A 19,730-nucleotide genomic window follows, 5' to 3' on the forward strand; every position below is an offset into this window, starting at 1 on the left:
TGCTTGCGCCACACGACTGTGGCAATAGCCGTATGAATGCCGATCCCAAATGACGCGGCAGCGGGCCTCTTGGTTGATACCCACCCGCAGCGCGCGGATCGCGCGATGACGAAGGAGATTACATGGCACGCCGCTATTTCGGTACCGATGGTATCCGTGGACATTCGAATGTCTTCCCGATGACCCCTGACCTCGCCATGCGGGTCGGCATCGCGGTCGGGACGATTTTCAGGAACGGCAGCCATCGCCACCGCGTCGTGATCGGCAAGGATACCCGCCTGTCGGGCTACATGCTCGAAAATGCCCTGGTGGCCGGTTTCACCGCTGCGGGCCTCGATGTCTTCCTGCTTGGCCCGATCCCCACACCTGCCGTCGCCATGCTGACGCGCTCGTTGCGTGCTGATGTCGGCGTGATGATTTCTGCATCCCACAATCCTTTTGAAGACAACGGAATCAAGCTGTTCGGCCCCGATGGCTACAAGCTTTCCGATGAGCTGGAGATGCGCATCGAGGATCTGCTCGACAGCGATCTGCACGCGCAGCTTGCCAAATCCGCCGATATCGGCCGGGCAAAGCGCGTCGAGGGCGATATCTACCGTTACATTGAGCAGGCCAAGCGCACGTTGCCGCGCGATGTGACGCTTCATGGTCTTCGGGTTGCGATCGATTGCGCCAATGGCGCGGCCTACAAGGTTGCACCTCTGGCGCTTTGGGAGCTCGGCGCTGAGGTGGTGACGATCGGCAACGAGCCGAATGGCACCAACATCAATCTCGATTGCGGATCGACAAGCCCAGAGGCACTGCAGAAGAAGGTGCACGAAGTTCGAGCCGATATCGGCATTGCGCTCGATGGCGATGCGGACCGCGTGATCATCGTCGACGAAAACGGCGAGATCATCGATGGCGACCAGCTGATGGCCGTCATCGGCGAAAGCTGGGCGCAGGATCAGCGCCTGACGGGCGGCGGCATCGTTGCGACCGTCATGTCCAATCTCGGCCTCGAACGTTTTCTCGGCGACAAGGGGCTGACGCTTGCCCGCACCAAGGTCGGTGACCGGTATGTTGTCGAGCATATGCGCAACCATGATTTCAATGTTGGTGGCGAGCAGTCAGGCCATATCGTTCTCTCCGATTTCGGCACGACCGGCGACGGTCTGGTGGCCGCGCTGCAGATCCTTGCCTGTGTCAAGAAGCTCGGCCGCCCGGTGAGTGAAGTCTGCCGCCGTTTCGAACCTGTGCCGCAGCTTTTGAAGAATGTCCGCTTCTCCGGCGGCAAGCCGCTGGAAGACGGTATAGTCCGTCAGGCTATTGCCGACGCGGAAGCCGAACTCGGTTCCAAGGGCCGTCTCGTCATCCGCCCGTCCGGTACCGAGCCTCTGATCCGGGTGATGGCGGAGGGTGACGATCGTGCGCAGGTCGAGAAAATCGTCAACGGTCTCATCGACGTGATCGGCAATGTCCGTTCGGAAGCTGCCTGATATTCATGGCGGTTAAGGCCGCCATCGCGTGATTTTTACACGAAGGCGCCGTCCGTGCTCCGGACGGCGCTTTTTCTTATGCGCCGTAGTCCGATGTTGCCGATCTCAAGTTCAGCGCGAAGTAAACGTCTGTTCCGCAATGAGGCAGAACGGTAAACGGCTATGGTTAAGTGGGGCTTAACCTTTATCCTTCATTCTCCATGCCAAATAGGGTGGTGGTGCATGTGGCACGCCATGCATGATGAAGCTTGGAGAAGCGAACATGAAGATGCGCCTTGCGACCACGGTTGCTGTGGCAATGCTGTCGGCCGGCGTTGCCCAGTCGGCAGACCTTTATCAGCCCCAGCCTGAACCGCTCATGGACGCGCCCGAAGTGACGGTGCAGGAAGCAACCGGCTGGTATCTTCGCGGCGATGTGGGTTATTCGTTCAACAAGATGCGCGGCGCGAAATATTTTCAGGGCGGCCAGACATTCGAAACGGATTTTACCTCCGCCAAGCTTGACGACAGCTGGATGTTCGGCGCCGGTGTAGGTTACCAGATCAACAATTATCTGCGCACCGATCTGACATTCGATCGCCTGACTTCGGCCGACTTCCGCGGCAGCACGACCGGCCTCTGCCTTGACGGCGTCACCTTCTGCACCTCGTCCGACAGGTCGTCGATGACCGCCTATTCGCTGATGGCGAACGTCTATGTCGATCTCGGCACATATTCCTATTTCACGCCTTATGTCGGCGCGGGTCTTGGTGCGTCCTACGTGAAGTGGAACAAGCTGCGCAACCAGATCTGCGACGATCCGGGCGCACCGGGATGTTATGGTGATGACCATGGCGGCAAGAGCAAATGGCGCGCCAGCGCTGCGCTGATGGTCGGTACGACAATCGACGTAACCTGCAATCTGAAAGCCGACGTCGGCTATCGCTACCGGTATATCGATGGCGGAAACATGTTCGGCTTTGCCGGCGGTGGTGGCGCTCAGGGTCGTGACAAGGGTTTTCACAGCCACGAGGCACGCGTCGGTGCGCGCTATATGTTCGGCGGTTGCGATGCGCCGGTGGCTTATGAGCCGGAGCCTCAGCCTATCGTCTACAAGTAAGCCATTCTATCAGCATCAGAGCCGCCTTCGGGCGGCTTTTTCGTGGCTACCATTCAGCCGGTCGGTCTGTGGCGGTTGAAATGGTGGTCGTTCGCATTGTTCGGGCAATAAAAAAAGGGGCCCTTTCGAGCCCCTTTTTCAAGCTGTCACGTAGGATCAGAACTTTACGCCAACGCCGACCTTCACGACGTGCTGGTCGAGATCGACGTTCAGGCCCGGCAGGATGTCCTTGTCGCCGAAGTCGTTGTAGCGATATTCGCCGCGCAGGAATACGTTATCCATCACAGCGAAATCGACGCCTGCGCCAACGGTCCAGCCGTGGAAGGTTTCGTTTTCGTCGACGCCAGCGCCGTCGACGTAACCGTTGGTGAAGGTCCAGCCGGCTGCACCGTAAACCAGGGCGCGGTCAAAGGCGTAACCGACGCGGCCACGAACAGAACCCGACCAGTCGGTGCCAACATCAATGCCGGCAGCGCTCTCTTCGTTGAAGTTGTAATCGACGTCACCTTCGAGACCGACAACGAAGCCGTTGCTGAGCTGCCAGTTGTAGCCGACGAAGCCGCCTACAACACCGCCGTCAAAGTCCTGCTTTGCGCTACCAAGGCCGGTTGCGCTGAACTCTCCGTCGAGCCAGCCTGCGCCGCCCTGGATACCGCCATAAACGCCATTCCAGCTGAATGCAGGTGCGTCAACGGCAACCGGCGCAGCCGGGATCTGGTCGACGGCGTCTGCAGCGATGGCCGAAACGGAAGCGGAAAGGGCGAGGGCCGAAGCCAGAGCAATAGTCTTGAACATGTCGTACTCCTTTATGATGGAGGGCGACATAAAGAGAGTCCTGAGAGAAAGCTGTAGCAAAACGGCAACAATAAATGCATCTCGCGCAAAGTATTTCTCCAGCCTCTATTCTTATGGTCTTTGTCACTCCTGATTTCACGGGAACGTGATGGCGGTGCTGAAAGCTGATAATTGTCAAAACGTTAAGATGCACCTGGGTTCGACCCTTATGGCGACAGGTTATCTGTGAGGTGTTTGCCGGGGAGTTGATTAGGTAAATGGCGTCTTCTTTCACGAGGCCACACATTCCGCTTGACTGATTTTGGCGACAAGCATATCCACGACGGCGGGACACCTCTCCCCAACGAGAGGCTAATTACCTGGAAGGGTATCTATATGGCCAACGCCGCCGCAAAGCCGGACGTACGTCCGAATAATGCTCATTTTTCTTCTGGCCCCTGCTCGAAGCGCCCCGGTTGGTCGCTCGACGCTCTCTCCGATGCCCCGCTCGGTCGTTCGCACCGCGCCAAGGTTGGCAAGGACAAGTTGGCACAGGCCATCAATCTTACCCGTGAAATTCTGAACGTCCCGGCGGATTACCGCATCGGTATCGTTCCCGCGTCCGACACGGGCGCTGTCGAAATGGCGCTGTGGTCGCTGCTCGGCGAGCGCGGTGTCGATATGCTTGCCTGGGAAAGCTTTGGTGCCGGCTGGGTCACGGATGTGGTAAAGCAGCTGAAGCTCAAGGATGTTCGCAAGTTCGAGGCCGATTACGGCCTCCTTCCGAACCTCAATGAAGTCGACTTCGACCGTGACGTCGTCTTCACCTGGAACGGCACCACGTCCGGCGTTCGCGTTCCGAACGCCGATTTCATCCCGGCAGACCGCAAGGGCCTGACCATCTGCGACGCGACTTCGGCCGCTTTCGCGCAGGACATGGACTTTTCGAAACTCGACGTCGTCACCTTCTCCTGGCAGAAGGTTCTGGGCGGTGAGGGCGGTCACGGCATGATCATTCTGTCGCCGCGCGCCGTCGAGCGCCTGACGACCTATGTTCCGGCCTGGCCGCTGCCGAAGATTTTCCGCATGACCTCGGGCGGAAAGCTTTCCGAAGGCATCTTCAAGGGCGAAACGATCAATACGCCGTCGATGCTCTGCGTCGAGGACTATATCGATGCGCTCGAATGGGCAAAGACGGTCGGCGGCCTGAAGGGCTTGATCGCCCGCGCCGATGCCAACGCCAAGGTCATCTTCGATTTCGTCGCCGCAAACGACTGGATCGCAAATCTGGCGCAGGTCGATGAGACGCGTTCCAACACGTCCGTCTGCCTGAAGATCGTCGACGCCGAGGTTGTCGCTCTCGATGCGGATGCACAGGCTGCTTTCGCCAAGGGCGTAACGTCCATCCTCGAGAAGGAAGGCGTTGCACTCGATGTCGGCGCTTATCGCGATGCTCCGTCCGGTCTGCGCATCTGGGCCGGTGCCACGATCGAAGAGGCAGACATGAAAGCCCTGATGCCGTGGCTGACCTATGCGTTCGAAACGCAGAAAGCCACGCTTTCCAAGGCTGCTGCCTGATTGATTTCCGGTGCCGCTGACGGCGGCACCTTCTCATCCCGCATTCAGAGACTGAACCCTTTATCAGGAGCCCAGACAATGGCACCTCGCGTACTCGTATCCGATGAACTGTCGGAAACCGCCGTCCAGATTTTCCGCGATCGCGGCGTTGAAGTCGATTTCCAGCCGAAGCTCGGCAAGGACAAGGACAAGCTTGCCGAAATCATCGGCAATTATGATGGCCTCGCCATCCGCTCCGCCACCAAGGCGACCGAGAAGCTGATCGCTGCCGCGACCAATCTCAAGGTCATCGGTCGCGCCGGTATCGGCGTCGACAATGTCGATATTCCGGCTGCTTCCAAGCGCGGTATCATCGTCATGAACACCCCGTTCGGCAACTCGATCACGACTGCCGAACACGCCATCGCGCTGATGTTCGCCGTTGCCCGCCAGCTGCCACAGGCTGACGCCTCGACCCAGGCCGGCAAGTGGGAAAAGTCGAAATTCATGGGTGTCGAAATCACCGGCAAGACGCTCGGCGTCATCGGTGCCGGCAATATCGGCGGCATCGTCTGCAGGAAGGCCATCGGTCTCGGCATGAACGTTATCGCCTATGACCCCTTCCTGTCGGCTGAGCGTGCACAGGAAATGGGTGTCGAAAAGGTCGAGCTAGAAGAACTTCTACCACGTGCCGACTTCATCACCCTGCACGTTCCGATGACCGACAAGACCCGCGGCATTCTCGGCAAAGAAAATCTCGCCAAGACCAAGCCGGGTGTTCGCATCATCAACTGCGCCCGCGGTGGTCTGGTCGATGAGGCGGCACTTGCTGACGCCATCAAGTCCGGTCACGTTGCTGGTGCCGGTTTCGACGTGTTCGAAGTCGAGCCTGCGACCGAGAGCCCGCTCTTCGGCCTTCCCAACGTCGTCTGCACGCCGCATCTTGGCGCTTCGACCACGGAAGCGCAGGAAAACGTTGCCCTGCAGGTGGCCGAACAGATGTCGGATTACCTCGTCAAGGGTGCCGTCTCCAACGCCATCAACATGCCGTCGATCACCGCTGAAGAAGCGCCGATCCTGAAGCCGTTCATTCGTCTCGCCGACGTTCTCGGCGCATTCGTCGGTCAGGTTTCTGATGATCCGATCAAAGAAATCGAAATCCTGTTCGATGGCCAGACGGCCAGCATGAACACCCGCGCGCTGACCTCCGCACTTCTGGCCGGCCTGATCCGCAACCAGGTGGCCGACGTCAACATGGTTTCGGCGCCGATCATGATCAAGGAAAAGGGAATCGTCCTTTCCGAAGTCAAGCGTGACAAGACCGGCGTTTACGACGGTTACATCAAGCTGACGGTCAAGACCGACAAGCAGACTCGTTCGGTTGCCGGCACCGTGTTCTCGGATGGCAAGCCGCGCTTCATCCAGATCAAGGGCATCAACATGGACGCCGATGTCGGCGCCAACATGGTCTACATCTCCAACACCGACGTTCCCGGCATGATCGGCTTCATGGGCACGACGCTCGGCAATGCCGGCGTCAACATCGCCAACTTCCAGCTCGGTCGCGAGAAGGAAGCCGGTGACGCGATTGCGCTGCTTTATGTCGATGCACCGGTATCTGAAGATGTGCTTGCCCAGCTGACGGCAAACCCGGCCATCCGCCAGGCCCGCCCGCTGGTGTTCAACGTCGAATAAGCCTTCATTCGGTGGGGTCTGTTGACCCCGCCTTTTCCTCCCAGGGAAGATGCAGAACGGGTCTGGTGCGGCAAGCGCCAGGCCCGTTTTGTTGCGTCTGACGATTATGTGATCGCTTTACCGTTAAAAACGCCTGCTGGTTGTATTTCCGTCAATTGGCTCCCGCCTTGAACTTTTGTAACTACTAAGGCGGGAAAAAGTGGGCGGACTACTGAAAACAGCGCCACGGCTCCCCATATCAGGGTCACGGACCGCATAGGGCGGCCAGAGGAGAAATTGATGTTGTTCAAGCTTCGGCGTTTCCAGAAACTCTTCGCGATCGCAGCGATCGGAATGGCAGTTTCGCTAACAGCCGTCGATTTCGCGGAAGCGCGTCGCGCCGGCGGTGGTTCCAGCTTCGGCAGCCGCGGTACCCGTACATTCGCGGCTCCGCCGACGACGAATACGGCACCGGGTGCAGCCAGCGGCATCAACCGCTCGATGACCCCGAATACACAACAGAACGCAGCAAGCCCTGCCAACGGCATGGGCGCCCAGGCAGCCCAGCAGCAGCGTCGTCCCGGCATGTTCGGTGGTATGTTCGGCGGCATTCTTGGCGGTCTCGCACTCGGCGGTCTGTTCGGCATGCTGATGGGCGGTGGTTTCGGCGGCATGGCCGGTTTCTTCGGCATGCTTCTGCAGATCGCGCTAATCGCAGGTCTCGCAATGCTCGCCTTCCGTTTCTTCGCCCGTCGCCAGCAGCAGCAGGCAGCAGGCCCGGCTGGTAATGCCCGCGCTTACGGCGATGGCGGTAATGGCAATGGCAATGATGGTTACGGCCAGCAGAATAACGCCTATGAGGCACCGCAGCAGAACCAGGGCGGTTTCCAGATCCCGAAGATCGGCTCCGGCGCCGGTGCCGCAGGTTTCGGCGGTGCGCAGCAGGCCGTTCAGCGTCAGGCTGGCCCGGATACGGACGAGATCGGCATCACCAGCCGCGATCTTGGTCAGTTCGAAAAGCTGCTGACCGAAGTGCAGGGTGCTTATGCGGACGAAAACTATGCCAAGCTTCGTGATCTCACGACGCCGGAAGCAATGTCCTACCTTGCCGAAGAGCTGGGTGAAAACGCGACCAATGGTGTGAAGAACGAAGTTCGCGACGTCACGCTGCTGCAGGGTGACCTTGCAGAAGCATGGCGCGAAAACGGCCAGGAATATGCGACGGTTGCCATGCGCTATTCCTCGATCGACTTCCTGCGCGATCGTAATACCGGCGAAGTTGCCGAAGGTGATCCGAACGAAATCACTGAAACGGTGGAAGTCTGGACCTTCGTGCGCAAGCCGGCCAACGACTGGAAGCTTTCGGCAATCCAGTCCGCCGCATAAGGCGCCTAAATTCCAAGGAGTTCGGCGGTTCGCCCGTCGTGCTCCCCTTTGTAGAAAATGTGAAGGGCTCGCTCGTAAGGCGAGCCCTTTTCGCTGACCAGATGAAAGAGGGTCATCGAGCTTCTGAATTTCAGCTCATCCGTCGCGCCCAGAATATCACCTGCGCTTCGCCCTTCATGCCCGAGCATGACCGCCGTGCATTCTCCAAGCCGCCAGCCGAGCAGGGGATGTTGAAGATAGGCGACAGCCTCCGCCTTTGAGCGGATTGCGAAACGCTGCGACATGGCCGAGGCGCCCAGCCCGTGGAATTGCGGAAATATGTACCACATCCAATGGCTTTGCTTCTGCCCGTCACGCAGTTCGGCAACCACCTGATTGTAGATGGATGCCTGTGCCTCGACGAAGCGAGTGAGATCGAAAGGTAAAAACTGTTCGTTCATGAATCGCTCCTCACCCCAATTGCGGCATGAAGTCGGAGAAAGATGATATTTTTGCGGCCGCACTTTCCTATGCTGCGCTGCACCCTAACTGAGCGCGGATGGACCAGTTTATCGCAGAGTTTCGCCAATATACAGATTGGCTGCCGAACTGGATGGTGAGCCTCGGGGTCTTGGCCGCCGCCATCGTGATCGGCCTTGCCATCCATCGTCTGACTTTCCGTATCCTCACGCGGGTGGTCGAAAATAAGGACCTCTTCTGGCGCTCTCTCGTATCGAGAGGCAAGCGACCGCTCAAGCTCGCAATTCTGACATTCACGCTCTCCTTTGGCGTCACCGTTGCGCCGCTTGCAGCGCGCCCGGCGGAGATCATCCGGCATGTGCTGCTGATCGCCTTCATCCTCCTTCTCGGATGGTCGGCAAAGGCGGCGCTGCATATCTGGATGACCGTCTACCTGCGTCGCTTCAAGCTGGATGCGGAAGACAATCTGCTTGCGCGCACCCATGTGACCCAATCGCGGATTGCTGAACGCATCGCCGGTGCGATGATCGTTGTGCTGACCGTTGCCGCCATGCTGATGACGTTTCCGGCCGTACAGCAATATGGCGTCAGCGTACTCGCCTCGGCGGGCGTTGCCGGTATCGTGCTCGGCCTGGCGCTGCAGCCGATGCTGAAGAACATCTTTGCCGGCATTCAGCTCGCCATCACCCAGCCGATCCGCATCGATGACGCGCTGATCGTCGAAGGGGAGTGGGGCAATGTCGAGGAGATCACATCGACCTATGTGGTGGTCAAGCTCTGGGACTGGCGGCGGATGATCCTGCCGCTTTCCTATTTTATCGAGAACCCTTTCCAGAACTGGACGCGCGAAAGCTCGGCGCTGATCGGGACAGTGATGATCTATCTCGACTATTCGATCCCGGTCTCGGTCGTCCGTTCCAAGGTCGAGGATATCGTCGCGGCCTCTAAACTCTGGGATAAAAAGGTGGTCGCGGTGCAGGTGACGGATTTTCGCGAGAGCGTTATGGAGATCCGCATTCTCGCCTCTTCCAGCAGTGCGCCAAAGGTGTTCGATATCCGCTGTGAGGTGCGCGAGAAGCTGGTCGATTTCGTCCAGCGGGAATATCCGCAGGCGCTGCCGAAGGTTCGTACAGACCGGCCGCTCGACGGCAATGGGGTTGCTTCGGTGCATGCCGCGCATCAGGCTGCATTGCAGTCGTGATTCGCTGGAGCTTGCATGCGGTCGGAATAGTTTCTATATCCGCTCGACATTGCCCGGCAGGCGGCCGATCCCGCCTCGGGCGCAACGTGCCGCTGATGGATGCGGTGCATAAGATATTGCAGCGAGAGTTGTCCCGTGAATACGCTGGATTTTGACAAGAAGCCGGAAGATACACGCGTGGTCGTCGCCATGTCGGGCGGCGTGGATTCGTCTGTCGTGGCCGGGCTTCTGAAACAACAGGGCTATGATGTTTTAGGCATCACGCTGCAGCTTTACGATCATGGCGCTGCGGTTCACCGCGCCGGTTCGTGCTGTGCCGGCCAGGATATCGACGATGCGCGCCGCGTCTGCGAAACCCTCGGCATTCCGCATTACGTGCTCGATTACGAAAAGCGTTTTCGCGAGACGGTGATCAATCCGTTTGCCGAAGCCTATGCGATGGGCGAGACGCCGGTTCCCTGCGTTGCCTGCAACCAGACGGTCAAGTTTGCCGATCTTCTGGCAACCGCTCAGGAACTCGGTGCCGATGCGCTGGCAACCGGCCACTATATCCGCTCGGCCGCCAACCCGACGGACGAAAACCCGAACCGCCGCGCGCTCTATCGCCCGATCGACAGCGACCGTGACCAGAGCTGGTTCCTGTTTGCGACGACGCAGGAGCAGATCGATTATCTGCGCTTTCCGCTCGGCGGTATGTCGAAGGCACAGGTGCGCGAGCTTGCCGAAGAGATGGGCCTCGTCGTTGCCAAGAAGGCCGACAGCCAGGATATCTGCTTCGTGCCTGCCGGCAAATATGCAGACATCATCAACAAGGTGAAGCCGAACGCGGCGCTTGCCGGCGATATCGTGCATATGGACGGGCGCGTGCTCGGCCGTCACGAAGGGATCGTTCACTACACGATCGGCCAGCGCAAGGGGCTGGGTGTTGCCACAGGCGAGCCGCTTTACGTCGTCTATCTCGATGCACGCTCGCGCCGTGTCATCGTCGGGCCGAAGGAAGCGCTCGATACGCATCGCGTCTATCTGCGCGATATGAACTGGCTCGGCGATTCGTCGCTGGAAAACGATGTGCGCGGGGGCTTTGCCTGTTTTGCCAAGGTTCGCTCCACCCGCCCGCCGACGCCGGCCACGCTGCATGTGGACGAGCGCGGCGTCTATGTCGATCTGTCGATCGGTGAAGCGGGTGTCGCACCGGGCCAGGCCTGCGTGCTCTATTCGGCGCCCGGTGCTGATGCGCGCGTTTATGGCGGTGGTTTCATCGAGCGCTCGGAGCGTGCGGAAGAGGCGGAAGCTTCGCTGAAGCAGCTTCTTGCACAGCCGGTTGCGGCTTGAGCTCTCTGAGTTCCCTGCTTTTCAAGGGCAGGGAACTGGACGAAAACGGAGGTTTGAAACTCCTCAGTTTTTCTCCTGTCATATGCTTGACAAGGTTCGCGGCCTGCCTTTATAAGCCGCTCATTCCTCGGAGCGGACGCTTTAAAAGCAGCTTCGTTGGTGTGGCTGGGTAGCTCAGTTGGTGAGAGCGCAGGATTCATAACCCTGAGGTCGGCGGTTCAATTCCGCCCCCCGCTACCAATTTTCTCCAAGCTGTAAATTTCGGATTTTACGGCTCGCATTTCCCGGATGGCTCCATCGTGACGACTGTGCTTTCCGATGTTTCTCCGATCTATCATCCGCCGCTCGATCCCTATCTGACCATTCTGCACCGTGACCGGGATTTTCTGGTCTGCGACAAGCCGAGCGGCCTTCTTTCTGTTCCGGGCCGGCATCCGGCGCTGAGCGATAGTTTGCTGACGCGGGTGCAGAAAGAGTTTCCGAAGGCGCTGATCGTCCACCGGCTCGACAAGGATACGTCCGGCATCGTGCTGATGTCGCTGAACCGCAAGGCGCATGCGTTCGTGGCTGCGCAGTTTGAGGCGCGGGAGACGAAAAAGTCCTATGTCGCGGAAGTATGGGGCAGGGTTGAGGGCGAGGAGGGGATAATCGATCTGCCGCTTGCCATCGACCCCGACAACAAGCCTCGTCACCGGGTCGATTACGAGCATGGCAAGCCTGCGCTGACCCGCTGGCAGGTTCTCGGCCGGGCTGAGAACCGGACGCGGCTTCGGCTGTTTCCGATGACCGGTCGGACCCATCAGTTGCGGGTGCATATGAAAGCGCTCGGACATGTTATTCTCGGCGACGAGTTTTACGCGGATGGCGAGGCACTGGCAGCTAGCGACCGCCTGCTGCTCCATGCCGAGGAACTGAGCTTCCGCAAGCCCGACGGTTCGGACGTGACGTTTACAGCGCCAACCCCTTTCTGAGATCGGTCCATCGTGCAGAAATTCGAAAAATCCGATCTGGCTGTCGATTTCGTCGGTGGGGCGGTTGGTCACCGGTTTCGCTCCAACGAGGGACGCAAGCAGGGACTGGCGAAGGCTGTCGGATTTTCCGGCAATACGGCGCCGCAAGTCGTCGATGCGACGGCAGGGCTTGGCCGCGATGCGTTTCTGCTTGCATCGCTTGGCGCAAACGTGACGCTGATCGAGCGTTCCGAGACGATGCATGCTCTGCTTGCCGAAGGGCTGAAGCGGGCTGAAGCGGAAGGCGGGCGTCATGCGGAGACGGTTGCGCGGATGACGCTGTTGCATGGCGATTCCTGCGCGCTTATTCCGCAGCTGAAACCTCAGATCATCTTGATCGATCCCATGCACCCGCCGCGCGACAAGACGGCTTTGGTGAAGAAGGAGATGCGATTGATCCGCGAGATCGTCGGCGACGATCCGGATTCACTCGAGCTGATGCAGGTCGCACTGGAAAACGCGCAGAAAAGAGTGGTTCTGAAATGGCCCCTGCGTGCCGATCCGATGCCGGGCATTCGAAAACCCAGCCATCAGATCATCGGAAAAAGCACCCGGTATGATGTCTTCGTGACCGCGAAAGCGACCGGAGATGTGGCGTAAGGCTTGTGGCGGAGGGGCTTTACCCCTCCAGGCCGGTCATCATCCCCTTATGACATCCTCGTATCGAAGCGCTGCGGTGAGCAGCTTTTCGTCATCTCCGGCAACGCCCGAGAGCAGCAAGCCGACTGGCATTCCCGCATCGCCGGTGCCGCAGGGAATGGAGACGCCGCACCAGTCGAGGAAATTGCCGAAGCCGGTGTTGCGCAATGTCTTGCCATTCACGGCAAAGAACAGGTCGTCATCGGCGAGCAGTGGATCGATTGCAGGCGCGACATGGGCGACCGAAGGGAAGGCCACCAGACGTCCGGCGAGCAGGTCTTCTGTTTCTTCGGTCAGGCGGCGGCGGATATCGAGTATGTCGATGTAATCCGCCATGCTTGTCTTTTCACCGAGTTTGATACGGGCGACGACGCGCGGGTCGATCTGATCGGCAATGGCGCCTGTCAGTCGTTCGCGATGAAGGGCAAAGGCTTCTGCTGTAACAAGCGCACCGCGCGCCTTGACGAGATCGGTGATGGCATCGAATGCCGGGATACGAATGCGCTCGATCCGGGCGCCGGCTTTTTCGAGACGCGAAATAGCCGCTTCGAAAGCTTCGATGACGCCCGGCTCGGCGCCGTCGAAGACACCGTTTTCAGGCACGACGATATCAAGCCTTGCGTCCGTTGTGCGGGTAATTTCCGGCCGGGTTGCGCCGCGCATGGCGGCATCGACCCAGATGGCGTCCTGGACTGTGCGGCAGAGCGGGCCGAGACAATCGAGGCTCTTTGCCAGGGGGAAGACGCCATCCATCGCATAACGGCCGCGGCTTGCCTTATAGCCGACGATGCCGTTGAAGGCGGCCGGGATGCGGATCGAGCCGCCGGTATCGGTGCCGATCGCGACCGGAACGAGGCCTGCCGCGACAGCGACCGCCGAACCGGACGACGAACCGCCGGAAACGCGCGGGACATCCGTGCTTTTCGGATTGTGCGGCGTGCCGTAATGCGGGTTGATGCCGATGCCGGAGAAGGCGAACTCGCTCATGTTGGTGCGGCCGATCGCGACCATGCCGGACTGCCGCACGAATTCGACCACCGCGGCATCCTTCGTCGCTGGTGCATTGCTCGCCAGAACGGTGGAGCCTGCCGTGGTTGCCAGTCCCTCGATGTCGAACAGATCCTTCCAGGCGATCGGGATACCATCCAGCAAGCCGAGTGAACGGCCGTCTGCGACACGCTTGGCAGCGGCCGCTGCTTCGTCCATCGCGCGGTCTTTCAGGAGCGATATAAATATGGATTTGTCGGCGTGGCGGTCGATGGCGTCGAAGACCGCTTCGGTTACCTCGACGGGGCTCATGACGCCCGAGTGGATCAACATCGACAACTCGGCAACGGACATGCCGGAAACAGGTCTTCTCACGAATGCTTCCTTAAACGGATTGGCTTCATTGGAATGGCTGGCTCAAAGATGTAGCCGATATCTCCGGCAAGGGTAGCGGAATTATCCGCAGAGCCCTATTTCATCGTCAGAAACACAGATAGGGGTCGCCTCGCCGATCCTTCCGTTCAAGGATGATGCCATGAAACCGGCTCTTGTCTTATCCATCCTGGCGCTCGCTCTCGCGGGCTGCTCGGCCTCGGCCACTACCGTCGGCTACAGTTTCAACAGCGGGCCGGGTCTTGCACCCATACCAGGCAGCATCACCTATGGTGGTCAGCCGCGCACCAAGCTAACCAGATCGCCTGTCGGCAGCACGTTTTCGCATGAATTCACCAACCAGCTGGGCCGGGAGGTGCATGAAACCTACATGATCGAACCGGATCGCAGCCTGAAAATCGTCGACCGCTATGTGAAGCGGGAGCGTTTCTGGGACTAATCTCCAACTAAAGTTGCGGTTTTGACGAATGCATCTTTCGGGATGGGCAGATTGACGCGCTACATCTTGTTGCCTTGATGATTGCTAATGTTCGGGGTTAGGCATTCTCCAGATGAACTTCGAGAGGAAGCCGGATCCATGGGACATGATGCACATTGGCCGACACTTTCGCCGTCTACCACCGGATTGCGCGGTCGTTGCCCCCGCTGTGGGCAGGGCCATCTGTTCGACGGCTTTCTTGATATGAAGCCGAGTTGCGAGGTTTGCGGGCTGGATTACGGTTTTGCCGATCCCGCCGATGGGCCTGCCTTCTTCGTCGTCTGTTTCGCCTGCGTGCCGAGCGTGGCGCTCGCCGTGCTGATCGAGATCGTCTACCAGCCTCCGTTCTGGATGCATTTCTTCACATCGCTGCCATTTCTGCTTTTGACCTGCATCCTTCCGCTCAGACCGCTCAAGGGCTGGCTGTTGTCGAACCAGTATTTCTACAAGGCGGAACACGGAAAGCTCGATCGCAACTCGGGCTTGAGACGGGACGGACCTTGAGGTCTTTCCGGCTGGTTCTACGCTTCTGAAAATGATCGCCAAACAGCGTGTCAATCCGGGAACCTTTTGAGGTTGCGGCCGTTCACTTTTGCGACATCAAAAGGAGAACGTCATGAACAGCATCATCTGGTTGGTCGGAGCAGTCGTGATCGTTATCGCGGTTCTCAATCTTGTCGGTTTTGCATGACCGAGGCCGACCCGCCTTACGGTGTCAAACCTTTCAGGAGAGTATCATGAACAGCATAATCTGGCTCGTCGGAGCCGTTGTTATCGTCCTTGCCATCCTTTCCTTCTTCGGGCTTCGTTGAACGCGAAGACCGGAGACGGCGACACAGAAAACCGCTGGGCTTAAGACGTCCGGCGGTTTCTTTTATTCAGCTGCCTTAAGTTACTCCGCGACGAGGACAGCGAAAGGGTGATCGGCGAAGGCCCAGTTGACCGACGCGTCCTCACCGAAGTCGAAGGCCCTATCCGTAAAAATGTCCCGGCAGCGCCGCCCGGCAAGCACTGGCGGTAGGGCGACACGCGTTTCAGCCCAGTGCGCGGAGCGAGCTGAGGCCAGATCCTGCAGCGCCTCCAGCACAAGCCGTGGAGCGATGACCAGCACCGCGTCTCGATCGTCACTCCGCGCGAAAGCAACGATGTTTCCGGCTCTTATGCCGGTGGCTTCGAGAGGAAGATATCGGCCATTGCGGAAAAGGTCCGGCAGGTTGTTGCGAAGCTTCAGCAATTTGCCGATGACCTGTTGTTTCAGGTGGCCGCTCAGCCAGTCCTCTTCCTCGGTGGAGTTCAGCCTTTCCTGTTCTGAAAACCGTTCCATCAGCATTTCGAAATCCGGTTCGCGGCGGTTGTCGGGATCGACAAGCGACAGATCGCAGGTCTCGCTGCCCTGATAGATGTCCGGCACGCCGGGTGCTGTCAGCTTGATGATCGTTTGGGTGATGGAATTGACACTGCCGGCTCGGATAAAGGGGCGAAGGGTGGCGACGAAATCACCGAGAAAAGCCTGATTTTCGGGCGAGAGCATCGCATGGACGTATTCCCTTACGGCGGTCTCGTAGGCTGTGTTTCCGTCAGCCCAGTTCGTCCGTAGCTTCGCCTCGCGAATGGCCTTTTCGGCATAGGCCTGGAAACGTTCTTCCAGTTCCGCAAGGCCATCTGCGTCGTCTGGCAACAGCTCGGGCGGCCAGACACCGGCAAGCGCCTGATACAGCATCCATTCCACAGCCGGCTCCGGAGCGGGGCCATCGTCAAGCCGGGCCACGGCGGCACTGTTCATCCGCCGCCAACGCGCGACTGCATCCGCCCAGATCTGCGGTGCTTCGCTCAGCGCATAAAGGCGCGCACGGGCGTCTTCACCTCGTTTTGTGTCATGGGTGGAAGTGCCTGACAGGCCATCCGGCTGGCGTTTCTGCCGCTCGGTCATTTGCGAATGGAAGTGGTCCAGGCGAAACTCTCGAGGCAGAGGCTCGGCGCCGACTTCATTCAGGGCAAGCAGGGCGTGATGGCGGAAGAAGAGCGTGTCCTCCACTGACTTTGCCATCAGGGGACCGGTCAGTTGCTGGAAGCGGGTAGGAAATGTCGAGGCCTTGTCAGACAACGGAGCCGGAACGTCGCCGTTCATGATCCGCGCCAGGAATGGCAATGCAGTTAGGTCGGCTGCCGGCTGGTTGCGCCGGATATCGCCCATGACCTTTTCCAGCATCTGCCTGCCTTCGGGTGGCATGCCGCCAGCGGTGCCATAGGTGCGGTAGACGGGGAAGGCGACGAGCAGGTCCCTAAGGCCGGATGCGATCGACCCGGATGAAAGGGGGGATGTGCTCTGAAGCTCTTCATGTATCGATTCAGCAAGCTTGACGAGGGTTGCAACTTCACCGGCGAAGTTATTGTCCGCCATCAGCAATTTGGCGCTGCGCAGCTCCTTGTGCATATCCGGGGAGGTTCCGGTTGCCGATGCATAGGCCTCATGAAGCTTGCTCAACCTATCGCCATCGACCAGCGCGTCGCTGATGGCTGCGATGAATTCGTAACCGGTTGTTCCTGAGACCGGCCAGTCGGGCGATATATCCTCGCCTTCACCAAGGATCTTCTCGACTGTGATGTAACAATCGGGACCAGTCTCCTGCCGCAGACGTTCGAGATAGGATTTGGGATCGGCAAGGCCATCGACATGATCGACGCGCAATCCGTCCACCGCGCCGGAGCGGACAAGCTCAAGGATAAGGCGATGGGTGTCGTCAAAGACGCCATCGTCTTCCACCCGGACACCTGCAAGGCCGGTGATCTCGAAGAAGCGGCGATAGGAGAGGTCACGCGGCGCATCCCGCCAGGACATCAGCCGATAGGGCTGCTGCGCGTGCAGATCGGCGATCGCGGTCTTGTCGGTGAGCTGCAGAATGTCCGCTTCACGTTCGGCATAGCTATCCGGGTTCAGCGGGTAGAAGGTATCGTAATAGGCGAGGGCCGGTTTGCCGGTTGCCGGATCCGGCTTCACCGATATTTCTCCGGCCTCCAGCACCTTTTCGAACGTATCGCCAAGGAAGGGCAGGGTGAGGCGGCGCGACCAGTCGATATCGAAATGGCTGGCATAGAGGCTTTTTTCGCCCTGCTCTATGACATCACGCCACCACGGGTTTTCCAGCGAGGCCGCCATGTGGTTCGGCACGATGTCGAGGATCAGGCCGAGGCCTTCCGCCTTCAGCGCCGCGACCATGCGATCGAAACCCTCGCGGCCGCCGATAGCAGGATCGATCTCGTTGGCATCGGTGACGTCATAACCGTGAGTCGATCCGGTCGTGGCGGTGAAGATCGGCGAGGCGTAGAGATGGCTGATGCCGAGCCGTTTCAGATAGGGCAGGAGACCGGCGGCGCGGTCGAAGGTCATGCCGTTGCGGAACTGGATACGGTAGGTCGCGGTCGGGATCATGCGGCGGCTCATGCCTTCTCAAAGCTGAAGAGGATGGAGTTGGGGGGCAGTTCGCTCATCCGTTCCGGATGGTCCTTCTTCGGATACGCATAAACCGCCTTGCTTGGCATATTCGGCAGCGGTCTTGCATCACTGCCGATGTTGAGCGCGATCGCGAGGCGACCCTTCGGGAAATCCCATGAGACGGCGAGATATCCGGTGTCGGTTTCGATTACTCGGCCGGTACCGCCTTTTGCCGTTGCCAGAAGAGGGACCACGATCTCTTGCCTCAGTTTCAGCAGATCTCGAGTGAACTCAAGCCAATCCCGCCCTTCCGGCGTTTGAAGCTTTCCCCAATCCAGCCTGGAGGCTTCGAAGGTCTTTTTCGCATTTGGATCCGGCACCTTCTCGCCATGGCCGGCATGGCCTTCGAATTCCTTCGCGCGGCCCTCGCGCACCGCCCTGGCCAGATCGCCGTGGAAATCGGTGAAGAACAGGAACGGGTTGGTCTCGCCATATTCCTCGCCCATGAAAATCAGCGGGATATGCGGCGACAGAAGCAGGGTGGCGAGCAGAATTTTCGTTCGTGTATCGCCGGCCAGCGAGATAAGGCGCTCGCCTTGGGCGCGGTTGCCGGTCTGGTCGTGGTTCTGGATGAAATCGACGAAGGCGACGGGTGGCTGGCCGGTGCTGTCGGTGCCACGTTTCTCGCCCGATTGCGGTGAGACCTCGCCCTGATAGGCAAAGCCTTCCGCCAGGCATCGGGCGACAAGCTTTTCCGGGTTCTGCGCAAAATCCTGGTAATAGGCATGGGTCTCGCCGGTGGCGAAGACGTGGACGGCATTGTGAAAATCATCGTTCCATTCGCCGGTGAAAAGCGGCACGGAGCCATCCTCGTCGCGGGGGTGCAGAAAGGTGACGTTGCGGCAGTCTTCGGTCGTCAGGTGGATCGGCCTATCGGTGATCTCGGCGCGGATGCGTTCGGCGATCTCGATCAGGATATGTTTGTCGGACGGATCCTCGATCTGGTCGATGGCGTCGAAACGCAGGCCGTCGAGATGGTACTCTTCCAGCCAGTAGAGCGGAGCCTCCGCGATGTAGCGGCGGGCGGCATCGGCATCATAGGCGATGCCCGCGCCCCAGGGTGTCATGCGCTCCTTGTGGAAGAAGTCGGGCGCCAGAAGCGGCAGATAATTGCCCTCGGGCCCAAAGTGGTTGAGGACGATATCGAGCACGACGGAAATGCCTTGGCCGTGGGCGGCATCGACGAAGGCCTTGAAGTCCTCGGGCGGGCCGTAAGCCGAATGGGGGGCGTAGAGCAGCACCCCGTCATAACCCCAGCCACGCTTGCCGCCGAACTGGGAGAGCGGCATGACCTCGACCATGGTGACGCCGAGATCGGCGAGATAGGGCAGCTTTTCGATCGCGGCGCGGAATGTGCCCTCTGGCGTGAATGTGCCGAAATGCAGTTCGTAGACGACCGCTTCTTCCCAGGGGCGGCCTGTCCAGTCGGTGTCCTGCCAATCGTAATTGGTCGGGTCGATGACGAGCGACGGGCCGTTGACGTCATCCTTTTGGGCGCGGGAGGCGGGGTCGGGAACTACGGTGCCATCGGAGAGGACGAAGTTATATTCGGTGCCGGCAGAAACACCGGTTGCCAGAATTTCGAACCAGCCGTCGCGGCTTGCGCTCATCTCCGTGTCTTCGCCATCAAGGCGCAGGCTTACCGCCTTCTCGCCCGGTGCCCACAGCCGGAAACGCACCTCGCCGAGAGCGACATATTCCGCTCCCCAAGTCTTTGGAAAAACGCGAAACTCCTCGGCGGAATGCAAGCCCGTCATGCGATCCGGTCCC

General features: G+C 59.4%; 16 protein-coding genes and 1 tRNA gene. 12 read left to right on the forward strand and 5 right to left on the reverse strand.

Annotated features, from left to right (window positions below):
- Nucleotides 1-122: 122 nt before the first annotated feature.
- On the forward strand, nt 123-1,478 hold the full coding sequence (gene glmM, locus JNB91_RS00195) for a phosphoglucosamine mutase (RefSeq protein WP_220323507.1): 1,356 nt from the start codon (nt 123-125) through the stop codon (nt 1,476-1,478).
- A gap of 262 nt (nt 1,479-1,740) precedes the next feature.
- Nucleotides 1,741-2,577 (forward strand): outer membrane protein, encoded by an 837-nt coding sequence (locus JNB91_RS00200; RefSeq protein ID WP_220323508.1) that lies wholly within the window; start codon nt 1,741-1,743, stop codon nt 2,575-2,577.
- 156 nt (nt 2,578-2,733) lie between these two features.
- Here the strand turns inward: JNB91_RS00200 and JNB91_RS00205 are convergent, their stop codons facing one another.
- Nucleotides 2,734-3,372 (reverse strand): outer membrane protein, encoded by a 639-nt coding sequence (locus tag JNB91_RS00205; protein WP_220323509.1) that lies wholly within the window; start codon nt 3,370-3,372, stop codon nt 2,734-2,736.
- Nucleotides 3,373-3,747: 375 nt separating this feature from the next.
- Here JNB91_RS00205 and JNB91_RS00210 point away from each other — a divergent pair, with 375 nt between their 5' ends.
- The 3 genes from JNB91_RS00210 (at nt 3,748) to JNB91_RS00220 (ending at nt 7,968) form a co-directional block, all read left to right on the forward strand.
- Nucleotides 3,748-4,929 carry a phosphoserine transaminase gene (locus tag JNB91_RS00210; protein WP_220323510.1) on the forward strand — a complete coding sequence of 394 codons (1,182 nt, stop codon included), beginning with the start codon at nt 3,748-3,750 and terminating at the stop codon, nt 4,927-4,929.
- A gap of 78 nt (nt 4,930-5,007) precedes the next feature.
- Complete coding sequence (gene serA, locus JNB91_RS00215; RefSeq protein WP_220323511.1) at nt 5,008-6,603, forward strand: phosphoglycerate dehydrogenase; 1,596 nt, start codon at nt 5,008-5,010, stop codon at nt 6,601-6,603.
- 279 nt (nt 6,604-6,882) lie between these two features.
- Nucleotides 6,883-7,968 carry a Tim44 domain-containing protein gene (locus JNB91_RS00220; RefSeq protein WP_220323512.1) on the forward strand — a complete coding sequence of 362 codons (1,086 nt, stop codon included), beginning with the start codon at nt 6,883-6,885 and terminating at the stop codon, nt 7,966-7,968.
- Between the two features lie 5 nt (nt 7,969-7,973).
- Here JNB91_RS00220 and JNB91_RS00225 read toward each other — a convergent pair whose 3' ends face one another.
- The gene (locus JNB91_RS00225; protein WP_220323513.1) at nt 7,974-8,408 is read right to left on the reverse strand and encodes a DUF1810 domain-containing protein; all 435 of its coding nucleotides are present in this window, start codon (nt 8,406-8,408) and stop codon (nt 7,974-7,976) included.
- Between the two features lie 98 nt (nt 8,409-8,506).
- On the opposite strand from JNB91_RS00225, the gene JNB91_RS00230 reads away from it, so the two are divergent.
- The 5 genes from JNB91_RS00230 to JNB91_RS00250 all read left to right on the forward strand — a co-directional run bounded on the left by JNB91_RS00230 (nt 8,507) and on the right by JNB91_RS00250 (nt 12,570).
- Nucleotides 8,507-9,628, forward strand: a complete 1,122-nt coding sequence (locus JNB91_RS00230; protein ID WP_220323514.1) for a mechanosensitive ion channel family protein — start codon at nt 8,507-8,509, stop codon at nt 9,626-9,628.
- Between the two features lie 135 nt (nt 9,629-9,763).
- Complete coding sequence (gene mnmA, locus JNB91_RS00235) at nt 9,764-10,960, forward strand: tRNA 2-thiouridine(34) synthase MnmA (protein WP_220323515.1); 1,197 nt, start codon at nt 9,764-9,766, stop codon at nt 10,958-10,960.
- A gap of 163 nt (nt 10,961-11,123) precedes the next feature.
- A tRNA-Met gene (locus JNB91_RS00240) sits at nt 11,124-11,200 on the forward strand.
- Nucleotides 11,201-11,259: 59 nt separating this feature from the next.
- A complete protein-coding gene (locus JNB91_RS00245) occupies nt 11,260-11,931 on the forward strand; it encodes a pseudouridine synthase (RefSeq protein ID WP_220323516.1) in 672 nt (223 codons plus the stop codon).
- A gap of 12 nt (nt 11,932-11,943) precedes the next feature.
- Complete coding sequence (locus tag JNB91_RS00250; RefSeq protein ID WP_430736226.1) at nt 11,944-12,570, forward strand: class I SAM-dependent methyltransferase; 627 nt, start codon at nt 11,944-11,946, stop codon at nt 12,568-12,570.
- 39 nt (nt 12,571-12,609) lie between these two features.
- Here the strand turns inward: JNB91_RS00250 and JNB91_RS00255 are convergent, their stop codons facing one another.
- Nucleotides 12,610-13,971, reverse strand: coding sequence for an amidase (locus tag JNB91_RS00255; RefSeq protein ID WP_430736227.1), 1,362 nt, complete (start codon nt 13,969-13,971; stop codon nt 12,610-12,612).
- Between the two features lie 160 nt (nt 13,972-14,131).
- On the opposite strand from JNB91_RS00255, the gene JNB91_RS00260 reads away from it, so the two are divergent.
- The gene (locus tag JNB91_RS00260; protein WP_220323517.1) at nt 14,132-14,428 is read left to right on the forward strand and encodes a putative periplasmic lipoprotein; all 297 of its coding nucleotides are present in this window, start codon (nt 14,132-14,134) and stop codon (nt 14,426-14,428) included.
- Nucleotides 14,429-14,566: 138 nt separating this feature from the next.
- A complete protein-coding gene (locus JNB91_RS00265) occupies nt 14,567-14,971 on the forward strand; it encodes a DUF983 domain-containing protein (protein ID WP_220323518.1) in 405 nt (134 codons plus the stop codon).
- A gap of 388 nt (nt 14,972-15,359) precedes the next feature.
- Here JNB91_RS00265 and treY read toward each other — a convergent pair whose 3' ends face one another.
- Nucleotides 15,360-17,909, reverse strand: a complete 2,550-nt coding sequence (gene treY / locus JNB91_RS00270) for a malto-oligosyltrehalose synthase (protein ID WP_223217993.1) — start codon at nt 17,907-17,909, stop codon at nt 15,360-15,362.
- Nucleotides 17,906-19,717: a malto-oligosyltrehalose trehalohydrolase gene (gene treZ / locus JNB91_RS00275; protein ID WP_220323519.1), complete on the reverse strand. Its 1,812-nt coding sequence runs from the start codon at nt 19,715-19,717 to the stop codon at nt 17,906-17,908. The genes treY and treZ overlap by 4 nt, the downstream gene beginning before the upstream one ends.
- Between the last annotated feature and the right edge of the window lie 13 nt (nt 19,718-19,730).

It is taken from the genome of Aliirhizobium wenxiniae (assembly GCF_019511445.1).
In the GTDB taxonomy this organism is placed as follows: Bacteria; Pseudomonadota; Alphaproteobacteria; order Rhizobiales; family Rhizobiaceae; genus Neorhizobium; species Neorhizobium wenxiniae_A.